We start from the raw sequence: 14,994 nt of genomic DNA on the forward strand, positions 1-14,994 counted from the left end.
GCGCATTTGCTGCCAGTGGCCCCGGCGGCCCTTTTGCCCGATGTGTCCCTGACAGATGTGCGGCCGCCGCCGGCGCCCACCGCTCGAAAGAGCGATGCGGAGCGTGCTTGGGGGGGCGGGGCCGCGCCGCCTTCGTCCCCGGCGTTGGGGAGGGGCGCTCAGGCGGCTCCGATGGCAGCCCACGCTGCGCATTCCACTGCGCATCCCCCTTTGCATGCAGATGCTGGAGTCCATCGCGCAGGCGCTTCACTGCCCATGGCTGCAGCGCCCCTGGCACCGGCAACGCCTGTGCTGGATATTCCTGCGCCCACTGTGCCTGCCTTCCTGGCCGTAGGCGCGGCGGCTTCCGATGCAAATACCTTGAACCTCGCGCCGACTGCGCCGTTCTCCTGGTGGCCCGTCCCCACGCCGTGGGCGGCAGCGGAGGCTGATTCAAGCCCATCACTGTCGGGGTTGGCAGTTGATGGACCGGCCACGGAAGAGGTCGTGGCAAAGCCGGTGTTGGATGCTACTGCGGAGGCGCCTGGTGAGGCGGCGGCTCTGCCCATAGCCGTGGCGGATGCCGAAGTGGGCGGGGCTGCGGAGGTTGTGCGGGGTGGGTATGAGCTTCCCACTGCCGATTCGCATGACCCCATCGGGCTTGACGGCCCGGTGACCTCGGGGAAGGGTGGAGGGGGAAGTTCCTTCGCTGGGGTGGGCAGCGAGGCCGTGGTCGATGCGACCGGGAGCACATTGGCAGCGGAGCCTGTGCTGGAGCACCACGGGGAGGCACTTTCCTCTGACCTGCCGAGCACGGGCCACCATGACGCCCCCCCGACCGTGCCTGAGCTCCTGCCGTCGGTGGATTTTGTGCAGCGGCCCGTGGTGGATGAGATACCGGCAGCGTTGGAGCTGGTCGCAGATGACTCTCCGGCTGCGGTGTTGCAGCCCCGCACTCGCAAGCCCGTGGCCAGCCAGGTGGATGAAGATGAGCAGGGCGAAGAGGGTGCGCATGAGGCCGGGCCTGAGGTCAGTTTTGTGATTGCTGCGCGGCGCAAGGCTTTCTGGCGCAAGCCTGTGGTGCGGGCCGTGCTGGTGCTTGTATTGCTGGTCTTGGTGGTGGGCATGTTGCTGCAGGTCGCCGTCCAGGAGCGTGACCGCATTGCAGCCACGGACCCGCGTGCAAGGCCGTGGCTGCTCAAGTTGTGCGAGCCTTTGCAGTGCGAGGTGGCTCCCCAGCGCCAGATTGCCGATGTGGTCATCGACAGCTCTTCGTTCAACAAAGCCCGTGGCGACAGTTACCAGTTGGCGCTGACCATGAAGAGCAAAGCGGACATTCCATTGGCCATGCCTGCGGTGGAGTTGACCTTGACCGATGCCCAGGACCAGCCTGTGCTGCGCCGGGTGCTGCTGCCGAACGACATGGCCGCACCGGCGGAGCTGCCGGCGCGTGGCGAATGGAGCACTTCGGTATCGGTGATCGTGACCACAGGCGGTGCGCGCGTGGCTGGGTACCGGCTGCTGGCGTTCTATCCCTGAATTTTTACCAACCTACGGACCGATTCATTTCTATGGCTGCCCTCATTTGTGGTTCCCTGGCATTCGACACCATCATGACCTTCGAGGGGCGCTTTGCAGAGCAGATCCTGCCTGACCAGTTGCACATCCTCAATGTGTCATTCCTGGTGCCTTCTCTGCGCCGCGATTTTGGCGGGTGTGCGGGCAACATTGCCTACAGCCTCAAGCTGCTGGGGGGGGAGCCTTTGCCCATGGCGATGCTAGGCAGCGATGGGGCGGACTACCTCCAGCGACTGCAGTCGCTGGGCATCGATTGCCGCCACGTGGGCCAGGTTCAGGACACCTACACCGCACAGGCCATGATCATGACGGACCGCGATAACAACCAGATCACGGCCTTCCACCCCGGGGCCATGATGCAGGCGCATGCCAACCGCATTGATGTGGGCTCCAAGGCGAGTGTGGGGATCATTGCACCCGATGGGCGCGATGCCATGCTGGAGCATGCAGCCCAGTTCGTGGCGGCGGGTATTCCGTTTGTGTTCGATCCTGGCCAGGGGCTGCCCATGTTCAGTGGGGACGAGTTGGCGAAGTTCATTGACCAGGCATCCTGGGTCACAGTCAACGACTACGAAGGAAAGATGCTGAGCGACCGCACCGGCTGGACCCTGGCTGAAATCTCGCACAAGGTGGAGGGGCTGGTGGTTACCTTGGGGGCTGAGGGCTGCGAGGTGTGGGTTGCAGGTGAGAAGACCCATGTGCCTGCCGTGGTGCCGACGCAGGTGGTGGACCCCACGGGATGTGGGGATGCCTGGCGCGGTGCGCTGCTGTTCGGCCTGGAACGGGGCTGGGCGCTGCCACGTTGCGCGGCGCTGGGCAACCGCGTGGGGGCTCTCAAGATCGCGCAGCGCGGGCCGCAGAATTACACGCTGGATTTTTCGGTGGAGTGAGCCGTGATCGGCGTTGGGTAAAGGGGGCTGAACAGATGTTTGAGCCCTGTCCAACGCCTACTTGATCTGATGCCACCGCGAGGTGTGGCCCGTGCTGCCCCGCTGTTTGTGGGCTGGCGGCCGCAGGCGAAAAAAAACCCGGTGCACAGGCACCGGGTTGAGCGTGCAATACGCCTGAATTAAGGCTTGTTGCCCGTAGGGAAGGGCCAGGCAGCCTGAGGATTCAGGGTGGTCTGCGCCGCTGGTGCGGCAGCAGGGGCAGGCGCCTTGGGGGCCTTTTTGGCAGGGGCAGCTTTCTTGGCGGGAGCCTTGGCAGCGGCCTTTTTGGCGGGGGCTGCTGCCTTCTTGGCGGGAGCGGCCTTCTTGGCGGGGGCTGCGGGCTTCTTTGCTGCTACGGCCTTCTTTGCTGGGGCGGCTTTCTTGGCCGGTGCTGCTGCCTTCTTGGCGGGTGCAGCCTTCTTTGCTGCTACGGCCTTCTTGGCTGGAGCGGCTTTCTTGGCCGGTGCTGCTGCCTTCTTGGCAGGTGCAGCCTTCTTCGCTGCTACGGGCTTTGCAGTTGCAGCTTTTTTCGCGGGTGCAGCCTTCTTGGCGGCGGGTTTTTTCGCAGTTGCCATCATGTTCTCCTTGGGTCAATTTGCAAAGAGCACTTGCTGTCTACAGTGGACAGCAAGCGATCCATGGAGATGGAATAGAACTCCATCTCCATGAACACGGGAACGCTCCACACGGCGGCGCTCTGTGGCGCTGTCTGTCTGGGGCGTGGTGTAAAAATCCATGGTGGTGTGATGCGAAAAGGCGCTAGTCCCAGGACAGCGCACCACCGGACTGGTATTCAATAACCCGGGTTTCGAAGAAGTTGCGTTCCTTCTTCAGGTCGATCATCTCGCTCATCCATGGGAACGGATTTTCTTCGTTGGGGAACAACGTCTCCAGCCCGATCTGCGTAGCGCGGCGGTTGGCGATGTAGCGCAGGTAGCCCTTGAACATCGAGGCATTCATGCCCAGCACGCCGCGTGGCATGGTGTCTTCGGCGTAGCGATACTCCAGCTCAACCGCCTTGAGGAACAGCGCCTTGATTTCGGCCTTGAACTCGGCAGTCCACAGGTGCGGGTTTTCCAGTTTGAGCTGGTTGATCAGGTCGATGCCGAAATTACAGTGCATGGACTCGTCACGCAGGATGTACTGGTACTGCTCTGCCGCACCGGTCATCTTGTTCTGGCGGCCCAGCGCCAGGATTTGTGTGAAGCCCACGTAGAAGAACAGCCCTTCCATCAGGCAGGCGAACACGATCAGCGACTTGAGCAGCGTCTGGTCAGTCTCGAAGGTGCCGGTGTGGAAGTTGGGGTCCATGATCGCCTCGATGAAGGGGATCAGGAACTCATCCTTGTCGCGGATCGAGGCAACTTCCAGGTAGGCGCTGAAAATTTCGCCTTCGTCCAGGCCCAGCGATTCCACGATGTACTGGTAAGCGTGTGTGTGGATCGCTTCTTCAAACGCCTGGCGCAGCAGGAACTGGCGGCACTCGGGTGCTGTGATGTGGCGGTAGGTACCCAGCACGATGTTGTTGGCTGCCAGCGAGTCGGCAGTCACAAAGAAGCCGAGGTTGCGCTTGATGATGCGGCGCTCGTCTTCGGTCAGGCCGTTGGGGTCCTTCCACAACGCGATGTCGCGCGTCATGTTCACTTCCTGCGGCATCCAGTGATTGGCGCAAGTGGCGAGGTATTTTTCCCATGCCCACTTGTACTTGAAGGGCACCAGCTGGTTGACGTCGGTCTGGCCGTTGATGATGCGCTTGTCGGCTGCGTTGACGCGCCGATGTGCGGTTGCTGCAGCAGCGGTCGGAGCAACGGCAGAGGCTGTCATCGTTGCATGCACGGCTTGCAGGGAGGGGGTCTGGAAAGGCAGGGGCGGCTGTTCCGCCGGGTGGCTCTTGTTCAGTCCACCGTCCAATTGATTTTGCGATGAGGGCTTGACTTCTTCGTCCCAGGACAACATAGATTTTCCAGTGTTCGGATTATGAAAGCAGTGCTGCAAAAAGGAAAGCACTGCAGCGTTGTGTAGCAACGTTTTGTTGCTTCACAGCACCGGCACAACACCCCGGATCAGTCCGAAGTGTTGTGCGCGAAGTCCTTATTGGCAGGCTTCGCAGCCAGGATCGTCGATGGCGCAGAATTTCACATCCGTGGCAGGCACCGCTGCGGACTGTGCAGCAGCGGTGGCAGCCGCCGCTTCGAGTGCGCTGGGCTGTGCCTGCACGGGGGCGGATGCTGCGGACGCGCCGCCATCGTTGCCCGAGGACACTGCGTTGAGCTGGCGTGTGTTCACCGTGCTCATCTCGACGTGCGTGGCGCTCTGCGTGCGCAGGTAGTACGTGGTCTTGAGGCCACGGACCCAGGCCAGCTTGTAGGTGTCGTCGAGCTTCTTGCCCGATGCGCCAGCCATGTAGATGTTCAGGCTCTGGGCCTGGTCAATCCACTTCTGGCGGCGCGATGCGGCTTCCACCAGCCACTGCGGCTCGACTTCGAAGGCGGTGGAGTACAGCGCCTTGATGTCCTGTGGCACGCGGTCGATGGGGTGCAGCGAGCCCTTGAAGTGCTTGAGGTCCATGATCATCACGTCATCCCACAGGCCCAGGCGCTTGAGGTCGCGCACCAGGCCCCCGTTGATGACGGTGAACTCACCTGAAAGGTTGGACTTCACGGACAGGTTGCCGAACGAGGGTTCGATCGATGCATCCACGCCGATGATGTTGGAGATGGTGGCCGTCGGGGCGATGGCCACGCAGTTTGAATTGCGCATGCCGTCCTGCGCGATTTTCTTGCGCAGGGCGTCCCAGTCCAGCGTGGACGAGCGGTCCACTTCCACATAACCGCCCCGGGCCTGGGAGAGCATGTCCAGCGTGTCGAAGGGCAGGATGCCACGGTCCCACAGCGAGCCCTTGTAGCTGGAATACTTGCCGCGCTCCTTGGCCAGTTCGGTGGATGCCCAGTAGGCGTAGTAGCAGATGGCCTCCATCGACTTGTCGGCAAACTCCACCGCTTGCTGCGAGGCATAAGGAATGCGCAGTTCGTACAGGCTGTCCTGGAAGGCCATCACACCCAGGCCCACCGGGCGGTGGCGCAGGTTGGAGTCGCGCGCCTTGGTCACGGCGTAGTAGTTGATGTCGATCACGTTGTCCAGCATGCGCATGGCCACCGTGATGGTCTTCTTGAGCTTGTCGTGATCGATCTGCCCATTCTTCAGGTGCTGCAGCAGGTTGACCGAGCCGAGGTTGCAGACAGCGGTTTCGGTGTCGCTGGTGTTCAGCGTGATCTCGGTGCACAGGTTGGACGAGTGCACCACACCGGCGTGCTGCTGGGGCGAGCGCACGTTGCAGGCATCCTTGTAGGTGATCCAGGGATGGCCGGTCTCGAACAGCATGGTCAGCATCTTGCGCCACAGGTCAGTGGCCTGCACCGTCTTGGCGGGCTTGATCTCGCCGCGCGCTGCCTTTTCTTCGTAGGCCACGTAGGCCTTCTCGAAGTCGGCACCGAACAGGTCGTGCAGGTCGGGCACGTTGGAGGGCGAGAACAGCGTCCAGGTGCCTTTTTCCATCACGCGGCGCATGAACAGGTCGGGGATCCAGTTGGCCGTGTTCATGTCGTGCGTGCGGCGGCGGTCGTCGCCGGTGTTCTTGCGCAGTTCCAGGAACTCTTCGATGTCCAGGTGCCAGGTTTCCAGGTAGGTGCAGACCGCGCCTTTGCGCTTGCCGCCCTGGTTCACGGCCACGGCCGTGTCGTTCACGACCTTGAGGAAGGGCACCACGCCCTGCGATTCGCCGTTTGTGCCCTTGATGTGCGAGCCCAGGGCGCGCACGCGGGTCCAGTCATTGCCCAGGCCGCCGGCAAATTTGGATAGCAGGGCGTTTTCCTTGATGGATTCGTAGATGCCGTCCAGGTCGTCGGGCACGGTGGTCAGGTAGCACGAGGACAGCTGCGAGCGCAGCGTGCCGCTGTTGAACAGCGTGGGCGTGCTCGACATGAAGTCGAACGACGACAGCACTTCGTAGAACTCGATGGCGCGGGCTTCGCGGTCGGTTTCGTTCAGTGCCAGGCCCATGGCCACGCGCATGAAGAAGGCCTGGGGCAGCTCGATGCGGGTCTTCTTGACGTGCAGGAAGTAGCGGTCATACAGCGTCTGCAGGCCGAGGTAGTCGAACTTCAGGTCGCGGTCGGCCTTGAGGGCGGCACCCAGGCGCTGAAGGTTGTACTGCAGCAGGCGTTCGTCCAAAAGCTCGTTGTCCACGCCCTTTTTGATGAACTGAGGGAAATATTCGAGATAGGCTTGGCCCATCTCGGCCTGGGTCACTTCCTTGCCCAGCACTTCGCGCACGATGGTGTGCAGCAGCAGGCGGGCCGTGGCGTAGGTGTAGTCGGGGTCCTTTTCGATCAACGTGCGCGCGGCCAGGATGGACGCCTTGTAGACCTCATCCATGGGCACGCCGTCATAGAGGTTGCGCATGGTCTCGGCCACGATGGGGTCGGCCTTGACGTCCGCACCCAGGTTCACGCAGGCCGATTCGATCAGTGCCTGCAGGCGGCCCAGGTCCAGGGCAATGCGTGCATCGCCGTCCAGCACGTGCAGCAGCGGGGCGGATGCCACGGGGGCTTGCTGCTCGCTCTGGCGCGCGCGCTCCTGGGTACGGCGTTCGCGGTACAGCACGTAGGCGCGGGCCACTTCGTGGTGGCCACCGCGCATCAGGCCCAGCTCTACGTGGTCCTGCACGTCTTCAATATGGAAGGTGCCGCCACCGGGGCGCGAGCGCACCAGTGCCCGGGTCACGTTGTGGGTCAGGGTGTCCACCACTTCGCGGACGCTGGCGGATGCTGCCCCCTGCGTTCCGTGCACTGCCAGAAAGGCCTTCATCATTGCCACTGCAATTTTTTGTGGTTCGAACGGCACCACAGCGCCATTGCGGCGAATGATTTGGTGGTGTGCGAACTCATTGCCGGCTGTTGCCGCCGGGTTGGCCTGGGATTCATTGGAGTCTGCCGGGCCGGGCTGGGCGGTGGAAGGCGTGTTCAAAGCAGCTTGCATGGGTGTCCTCTTCTGTGGGCTGTCTGGAGTGGGAGAGCGGCGCAAGTGGGCGCCGCGATGGGGAAGTGGTGCGCCGGACTTCAGTCTGTCGCACACTATATATGGTGTGTCATGTGTGTTCAAGACACTACCGGTAGTGTACCGCCTGAACCGGACTGAAAAAGGGAAACAAGCTGTGTTAGGCCCCCGGTGCGCAAGCGGAGCACCCGGCGTGAGGCCCTTGCGGGTGTTGCGATGGGTGCCGTAAACCCAGCAGTGGCGGGTGCTGGCGGCGCATTTTCCCTTCAGAGCCGCGTGGCGACTGGAAGAAAAAAAATGTGCAAATGCACAAAGAAAAATACCGGGCTGACGCTTCGATGCGACAGCGTTATTCAGTGCCGCTAAGTTGCGGGGGGCTGTGTGGCGCCGGGGAACTGGTGGCGTGGCCAATCCAGCGCTTTTTGCAGGATGGCCCAGTCGAATCCGGGGCCGGGGTCCTGCTTGCGCCCGGGGGCAATGTGTTCATGCCCTGCCACATGGGCGATGGGATAGCGCAGTGCGATGTCCTGGCACAGCCAGGCCAGGGTCTGGTATTGGGGGGGCTCAAAGTCCAGGCCCTCCAGGCCCTCCAGCTCGATGCCGATGGAGTCGTCGTTGCATTGGGCGCGCCCCCGGTAGAACGACTGCCCCGCATGCCAGGCGCGCAGATCGCAGTCCACAAACTGCCATGGCACCCCCAGGCGGTCGATGAAAAAGTGGGCAGAGACCTGCAGGCCCCGGATGCCCTGGTAATAGGGGTGGGCGTTCCAGTCCAGGGTATTGGTGAACAGCTGCTGCACAGCGCCCGTGCCAAATTCTCCCGGCGGCAGGCTGATGGAGTGCACCACGATCAGATCCACCGCCTGGGCCGTTGCCGGGCGTGCACCGTGGTTGGGCGATTCCAGGCGGCGTGCGCCTCGGTGCCAGCCTCCGTCCCAGACGGAGACGCGCTGTGCGTCATCCCATGTCGTCATGCGGGTCCTGGTCGTTCGGGACGGCGATGTTCAGGCGCGCGATGCGGTAGCGGATCTGGCGCAGGCTGATGCCCAGCCGCGCGGCGGTGGCGGTCCGGTTGAACCCTGCCTCCTTGAGCGCGCGGATCAGTATCTCGCGCTCTTGCTGGTCCAGCCAGGCCTGTAGGTCACTGGGCAGGGGCGCGGCGCAGGTGGTGGTTTGCGGGGGCGAAGCGGTGGCATCGGCGGTCTGCGTCTGGGGACTGCTCCCAGGTGATGCCGCCGGACGCACTGCCTGTGGGTCGGTGGCGCCGGTCGGCCAGTCCACATGCAACTCCTCGCCATCGCTGAGCGCCACGGCGCGGTGCAGCAGGTTCTCCAGCTCCCGCACATTGCCTGTGAGCGGGTGGGCGACGATGGCGGCGAGCGCGCGGTCGGTGAGGGCTGGCACGGGCATGCCGGATTCCTGGGCGATGCGGGATAGCAGCGCCGTACAGAGCTCGGGCAGGTCTTCGCGCCGCTCCCGCAGCGGCGGGATCACGATCTCGATCACATTGAGCCGGTAGTACAGGTCCTGCCGGAAGCGACCGGACTGTACATCGGCCGCCAGATCCCGGTGGGTGGCGCTCACGATGCGCACATCCACGGTCTCTTCCTGGGTGGAGCCCAGGGGACGGACACTGCGTTCCTGGATGGAGCGCAGCAGCTTGGACTGCATGGCCAGAGGCAGATCGCCGATCTCGTCCAGGAACAGGGTGCCCCCGCGTGCGGCCTGAAAGTACCCGTCCCGGTCCTGGGTGGCGCCGGTGTACGAGCCCTTGCGGGCGCCAAAAAATTCGGCCTCGAGCAGGTTCTCCGGTATCGCGCCACAGTTCACAGCCACCAGGGGGCCGTCGGCCCGCTGGCTGCTGGCATGCAGCGCCTGGGCCACCAGCTCCTTGCCGGTGCCTGACTCGCCATGTATGAGAACCGGCGCCATGCCGCGCGACACCTTGGCCACCCGCTGCTTGACGTTGCGGATGGCTTCCGACGCACCCACCAGCTTGTCCAGCGCCGCGTTGCCCGACGCATGCTCGGCCGCCGTGGCCGCTTGCCGTTGCTGCCCGGGGCTGCGGGCGGCCCGGGGGGCGGGCACCCCACCGGTGCCTTGCACTGCCGAGGCCACCACCGAGCGGAACTGCTTCAGGTCCACCGGTTTGGTCAGATAGTCGAAGGCGCCTGAGCGCAGCGCCTCGACCGCGTTTTCTGCTGAGCCGTAGGCGGTCATGACCACGCAGCGCTCCCGGCGCTGCTGGTCACGCAGGTCCTGCAGCAGCTCCATGCCAAAGCCATCAGGCAGCCGCATGTCGGTGATCACGGCATCGAAGCGGTGGGCCTTGAGCTGGTCGCGCGCCTCCTGCACGCTGGACGCCGTCTCCACGCGATAGCCTTCGCGCAGCAGGGTCAGTTCGTACAAGGTGCGCAGATCGGGTTCGTCATCAACGACGAGGATAGAGGCGGCAGGGGCGTTCATGGCAATCCGGTTCAGACCACGATGGTGTCAAACAGCGTCGCGGCGTCGGCAGGGCGGGTGGTGCGACGGAAGCCCACGGTGAACGCGTTGCCTCCGGTCTCGCCCCGCAGCGTGGTGCGGTTCAGCCGCTGGTAACTGATGGACGCTCCATGGCGTTGGCACAGTTCGCGGCAAATATAAAGGCCCAGGCCGCTGGAGCGGCTCTCGGACGAGAAAAACGGTTCGAACAGGTGGCGCTCAACGGATTTGTCCATGGGGGCACCGTCGCTCCACACCTGCAGGCTGACCTGGCCCGCCGGGGTGGTGCGTGTCGCAACACACAGGGAGTCGGGCTCCGGCCCCATGTAGCGCAGGGCATTGTCCAGCAGGTTCACCAGCACGCGGCGCAGGTGCTCACCATCAAACTCCACCTGTGTGGCCTGGGTGTCCAGCATGACCACGGCACGGCGCTGCACCGGGTCCTGGGCCTGCCAGTCGTGCCAGATCTGGGCAATGGTCTCGTCCAGCTGCAGAGTGGAGGCGGGCGCATGGCTGATCTGGTGCTGGACACGGGCGATATCGAGCACTTCTTCGGCAATGCGTGCCAGCCGGTCGGCGTTTTGCTGGACCATGTGGGCCAGGCGCTTCTGTGCCGGGTCGTGCAGGTCTTCCTCCAGCAGCGCGTTGGCCTGCACGATGGCCGCCAGGGGGTTGCGGATTTCATGGGCCACGGCCGCAGACATGCGGCCCATGGCTGCGAGTTTTTCGGTGCGCAGGCGGGCTTCCATTTCGCGCAGATCGTGCAAAAACATCACACACAGCCGCTCGGTGTGGGCCTCTCGGGCGGCCTCCCGGGTCGATGTGAGCCAGGTGCGCACATGCAGGCCGGTCGGGCTTTGGCCCGGGTGCAGCAGGTCCACATCCGCTGTCTGGGGTTGTTCGTGGCGAAAAGTGCGCCGGGCCAGGATCAGCAATGGCTTCCAGGGGGAGGCGGACTGCAGGGTCAATGGAAGGTCGGGCAGGGCACCACTGGCCAGCAACTGCAGACCGGCCGGGTTGGCAACACGCACCACATCGTTCTCGTCCACCACCAGCACACCATCGGTCAGGTTCTGGATGACCAGGGCACTGACCTGGGTCTGCACGCGGGCCGCAATCTGGCTTTGCTGCGCCACTTCCTGTTCACGCGCCAGCCGTGTCGCCAGTTGGTGCACCAGATAACTCACGATGAAGTAGCCCGTGCCGGTGAGTGCGCTTTGCAGGTAGCGCTGTGCATCGTCATCGCCCGTGCGTGCACCCATCCACCAGGCCCAGCCCAGCAGCAGCAGGGTCACGCCCGCCGTGGTGCCCAGCGCCAGCGTGAGTGTGCCCAGCACGGCCGCCATCAGGATGGGCAGGCCGAACAGGGGCGTGAAGTTCATGGTGCCTGCGTGCAGCAGCTGCAGGGCCGTGATGGCTGCAAGGTCAATGCCGATGGACGGGAGCCACTGGGGGCCCGCGCCGGGCGAAGGAGGGCCCTGCCGAGCCAGCACGCGCAGGGCCACGGTGGCTACCAGATACGCCACACACAGCGCCAGCACCGTGGGGTCCGCCACCTGGTTGATGATTTGTCCCGCTCCTTGCAGGACCAGCAGGGCGAGCGCCACCATGAGGCGGCCGGTGAGGAACCCACGCCACATGCGCACAAAAGGCGCATCCACCGTAGCCAGGTAGTTGCCAGCAGGCAAGGTTTGCATGGCTCAGGCCGGGCCCAGCTGCCGGTGTTCAGTGCTGCAGTAGGCCTGGTTGCCGAGCATCACGGCCTCTGCCTGGGGGATGTGCACGCCGCAATGCGCGCAGGCCAGCATGTCCTGCGGCAACGCGCGTGGCGAGGGAGAAGATGGCTTGGGCACGGCATCGTCCGGCGCGCGGCGGCTGCGCCAGATACCGATGGCCACGGCCAGGACCAAGAACAAGACCAGGTACTTCATGCACTGCGCCCCAGAACCACTTCCAGCACAAACCGCGAGCCCACATAGGCCAGCAGCAGCAGGGCCGATCCGGCATACAGCACCCGCACCGCGTTGCGTCCGCGCCAGCCAAACCGTGCGCGCCCCAGCAGCAAGGTGGCAAACGTCAGCCACGACAGCAGGGAGAAGATGGCCTTGTGGTCCCAGCGCCAGCTGCGGCCATAGAGGGCCTCGCCAAACAGCCACCCCGCCAGCAGCGTGGCGGTGAGCAGCACAAAACCAGCGGTCACGAAGCGGAAGGTCAGCCGCTCCAGGGTGAGCAAGGGGATGCCGCTGTGCGGGTCTTCTGCCTGGCGGATGTGGCGCTCGGCGCGGGTCATGAGCCAGGCGTGCACCACGGCCGCCGCAAACAGGCCATAGCAGGCAATGCCCAGAGCCAGGTGCAGCGGCAACCAGGCGGATTCCGCGACATGCAAGGGTTGGCCCGGGAAGACCATGGCCAGCACGATGGCTGCGGCGCCCAGGCCCGCCAGTACCCAGCGGGATTGCATCTGCGGAAACAGCTGCCGCTCCACCGCATACACAGTGAGCACCAGCCAGGCGGTCATCGACAAGGCCGGTGCAAAACCAAAGCGGGGGGTGTCGCCCCACAGGCCCCACACCAGCACCGCGCCGTGCAGCACCCAGGCCACCAGCAGGGCGTTGCGGGCGGCTGTGGCGCCCAGGCGCGAGGCCGCAGCGGCTGGCACGGCATATGCCACCGCGGCGGCCAAGGCCAGCAGCCAGCTGATGGGGGAGCTACTCGCTAAAATCATGGGTCACAGTTTAGCCTTTTGCCCCCACCGCCAGCGCCCTGGCGGGCCTGCCCGCCCCGACCTTGTGTTGATCGCGCGCAGGCAACACCGGAACTTCCCCTATGGCCTCCGCCCTTACCGACAAACTCTCGCGCCTCGTCAAGGAGATGCGCGGCCAGGCCCGCATCACCGAATCCAACGTGCAGGACATGCTGCGCGAGGTCCGCATGGCCCTGCTGGAGGCCGACGTGGCCCTGCCGGTAGTGCGCGATTTCATCGCCCGCGTGAAGGACAAGGCGCTGGGCCAGGAGGTGCTGGGCTCGCTCAAGCCCGGACAGACGCTGGTCTCCATCGTCAATCGTGAGCTGGCTGCCACCATGGGCGAGGGCATCTCCGACATCAACCTCGCCGCCCAGCCCCCGGCCATCATCCTCATGGCGGGCCTGCAGGGTGCGGGCAAGACCACCACCACGGCCAAGCTGGCCAAGCACCTGATCGAAAAGCGCAAGAAGAAGGTGCTGACTGTCTCGGGCGACGTGTACCGCCCGGCCGCCATCGAGCAGCTCAAGACCGTCACCAAGCAGGCGGGCGCCGAGTGGTTCCCCAGCACGCCCGACCAGAAACCGCTGGATATTGCGCGTGCCGCGCTCGACTACGCGAAGAAGCACTATTTCGACGTGCTGCTGGTCGATACGGCCGGCCGCCTGGCCATTGACGAAGCCTTGATGAAGGAAATCAAGGATCTGCACGCCACGTTGAACCCGGTCGAAACCTTGTTCGTGGTCGATGCGATGCAAGGGCAGGACGCGATCAACACTGCCAAGGCCTTCAAGGAGGCGCTGCCCCTCACCGGCATCGTGCTGACCAAGCTCGACGGCGACTCGCGCGGCGGTGCAGCGCTGTCGGTGCGGCAGATCACCGGCGCGCCCATCAAGTTTGCCGGTGTCTCGGAAAAGATCGACGGGCTGGAGGTGTTCGATGCCGAGCGCCACGCGGGCCGCATCCTGGGCATGGGCGACATCGTGGCGCTGGTCGAGCAGGTCACGGCCGGGGTGGACATGGAGGCTGCGCAAAAACTCGCGGCCAAGGTCAAGAGCGGTGACGGCTTTGACCTGAACGACTTCCTGGCCCAGATCCAGCAGATGAAGCAGATGGGCGGCCTCTCCAGCCTGATGGACAAGCTGCCGTCGCAGCTCACCGCCAAGGCCGGAGCCCTGGACATGGACAAGGCTGAGAAGGACATCAAGCGCAAGGAAGGCATCATCCAGAGCATGACGCCGCTGGAGCGCCGCAAGCCCGACCTCATCAAGGCCACGCGCAAGAAACGCATCGCCAACGGGGCGGGCGTGCATGTGCAAGAGGTCAACCGCCTGCTCAAGGAGTTTGAGCAGATGCAGGGCATGATGAAAAAGATGAAGGGCGGCGGCCTCATGAAGATGATGAAGCGCATGGGCGGCATGAAAGGCCTGGGCGGTGGTGGCATGCCCAAGATGCCGTTCTGACGTTCCGAGTCTCCTGGCGTCGGTTTGAAAAAAGCCCTGAAGAGGCGTGGCCTCTTCAGGGCTTTTGTATTCAGGGCGGCAGCAGCGCCACCTGCCTGGGGGCTGGGCGCCCAGATGGATTTATGGCGCCTGCAGCCAGTGCTTGAGCGGCTGATTCGCCCACGCCTTGGCCTCTTCGCCCACAAAGATGCGGGGCTGGGAGGCCGGGAGCTTGCGGCGCTTTTCCTGTGCAGCGATGGACTTTTGCGCCTCGCCCATCCAGTCGGTCACCGAAAGGCTGGCTCCGCCCGCCTGGCCAAACAAGGCTTCGGCAAAGGGCGTGTGGTTGCCGCCGTATTTGCATTGGAAGCTGGTGCGGCGTGCGTCCGTGGCCGTGATGACCACGCGGTTCGGTGCCTTCAGGGGCTCGACAAAGGCGCCGCTGTAGCAGGCGGACAGTACCACCAGCACGGGCACCTTGTTGAGCGGTGCCAGCGCATCGCTCAGGGCCTGGGGCGTGAGGGGCTGCAGGTTTTTGCCGCCCGCGCTGATGTTGAGCAGGCCGGGGTTGCTGTGGGTCGATATGAACAGCAGCACGCGGTCGCGCGGGCGCGCCACCTCGGCCGTCTTGGACATCACCAGCGCAAAATTTTCAGCCGTGGCCTGGGGCCAGTCGGTGGGCTGGTCGCGCGCCGGGTTGGCCAGCTTGAGCATCAGCGCGTTGGGGTCGATTTCCTTGACCCGCTGTTCGGCCAGCAGCACGTCGTTGCGGAAGGCCTTGGCC

The 14,994-nt window shown here is 64.4% G+C and carries 11 protein-coding genes and 1 pseudogene; 3 read left to right on the plus strand and 9 right to left on the minus strand.

Annotation, left to right across the window (positions count from 1 at the left end):
- Positions 1-819: 819 nt before the first annotated feature.
- Entirely contained in the window at positions 820-1,518 is a 699-nt protein-coding gene (locus tag AC07Z7_RS08210) for a DUF3426 domain-containing protein (protein ID WP_440113686.1), read from the plus strand.
- Between the two features lie 32 nt (positions 1,519-1,550).
- Positions 1,551-2,447, plus strand: coding sequence for a carbohydrate kinase family protein (locus tag AC07Z7_RS08215; protein WP_252659032.1), 897 nt, complete (start codon positions 1,551-1,553; stop codon positions 2,445-2,447).
- A 179-nt stretch (positions 2,448-2,626) separates the two neighbouring features.
- Here AC07Z7_RS08215 and AC07Z7_RS08220 read toward each other — a convergent pair.
- From AC07Z7_RS08220 to AC07Z7_RS08255, 8 genes and pseudogenes are all read right to left on the minus strand, one after another.
- Positions 2,627-3,052, minus strand: a pseudogene (locus AC07Z7_RS08220) (histone); the annotation flags it as partial.
- A 193-nt stretch (positions 3,053-3,245) separates the two neighbouring features.
- The gene (locus tag AC07Z7_RS08225; RefSeq protein ID WP_252659034.1) at positions 3,246-4,442 is read right to left on the minus strand and encodes a ribonucleotide-diphosphate reductase subunit beta; all 1,197 of its coding nucleotides are present in this window, start codon (positions 4,440-4,442) and stop codon (positions 3,246-3,248) included.
- A 135-nt stretch (positions 4,443-4,577) separates the two neighbouring features.
- Positions 4,578-7,523, minus strand: a complete 2,946-nt coding sequence (locus AC07Z7_RS08230) for a ribonucleoside-diphosphate reductase subunit alpha (protein WP_494765956.1) — start codon at positions 7,521-7,523, stop codon at positions 4,578-4,580.
- Positions 7,524-7,903: 380 nt separating this feature from the next.
- Positions 7,904-8,515, minus strand: a complete 612-nt coding sequence (gene ampD, locus AC07Z7_RS08235) for a 1,6-anhydro-N-acetylmuramyl-L-alanine amidase AmpD (protein ID WP_494765957.1) — start codon at positions 8,513-8,515, stop codon at positions 7,904-7,906.
- On the minus strand, positions 8,499-10,007 hold the full coding sequence (locus AC07Z7_RS08240; RefSeq protein ID WP_494765958.1) for a sigma-54-dependent transcriptional regulator: 1,509 nt from the start codon (positions 10,005-10,007) through the stop codon (positions 8,499-8,501). Before AC07Z7_RS08240 ends, ampD begins: the two co-directional genes overlap by 17 nt.
- 11 nt (positions 10,008-10,018) lie before the next feature.
- Positions 10,019-11,722, minus strand: a complete 1,704-nt coding sequence (locus AC07Z7_RS08245) for an ATP-binding protein (protein WP_494765959.1) — start codon at positions 11,720-11,722, stop codon at positions 10,019-10,021.
- Positions 11,723-11,725: 3 nt separating this feature from the next.
- Positions 11,726-11,956, minus strand: a complete 231-nt coding sequence (locus AC07Z7_RS08250; RefSeq protein WP_094291457.1) for a PP0621 family protein — start codon at positions 11,954-11,956, stop codon at positions 11,726-11,728.
- Positions 11,953-12,750, minus strand: a complete 798-nt coding sequence (locus AC07Z7_RS08255) for a cytochrome C assembly family protein (protein ID WP_494765960.1) — start codon at positions 12,748-12,750, stop codon at positions 11,953-11,955. The genes AC07Z7_RS08250 and AC07Z7_RS08255 overlap by 4 nt, the downstream gene beginning before the upstream one ends.
- Positions 12,751-12,851: 101 nt before the next feature.
- Between AC07Z7_RS08255 and ffh the strand changes: the two genes are divergently transcribed.
- Positions 12,852-14,231: a signal recognition particle protein gene (gene ffh, locus AC07Z7_RS08260; RefSeq protein ID WP_108617295.1), complete on the plus strand. Its 1,380-nt coding sequence runs from the start codon at positions 12,852-12,854 to the stop codon at positions 14,229-14,231.
- 120 nt (positions 14,232-14,351) lie between these two features.
- Here ffh and AC07Z7_RS08265 read toward each other — a convergent pair.
- Positions 14,352-14,994, minus strand: a 643-nt coding sequence (locus AC07Z7_RS08265) for a C13 family peptidase (RefSeq protein WP_494765961.1), incomplete at its 5' end; no start/stop codon positions are given.

It is taken from the genome of Acidovorax sp. GW101-11A03, assembly GCF_059424825.1.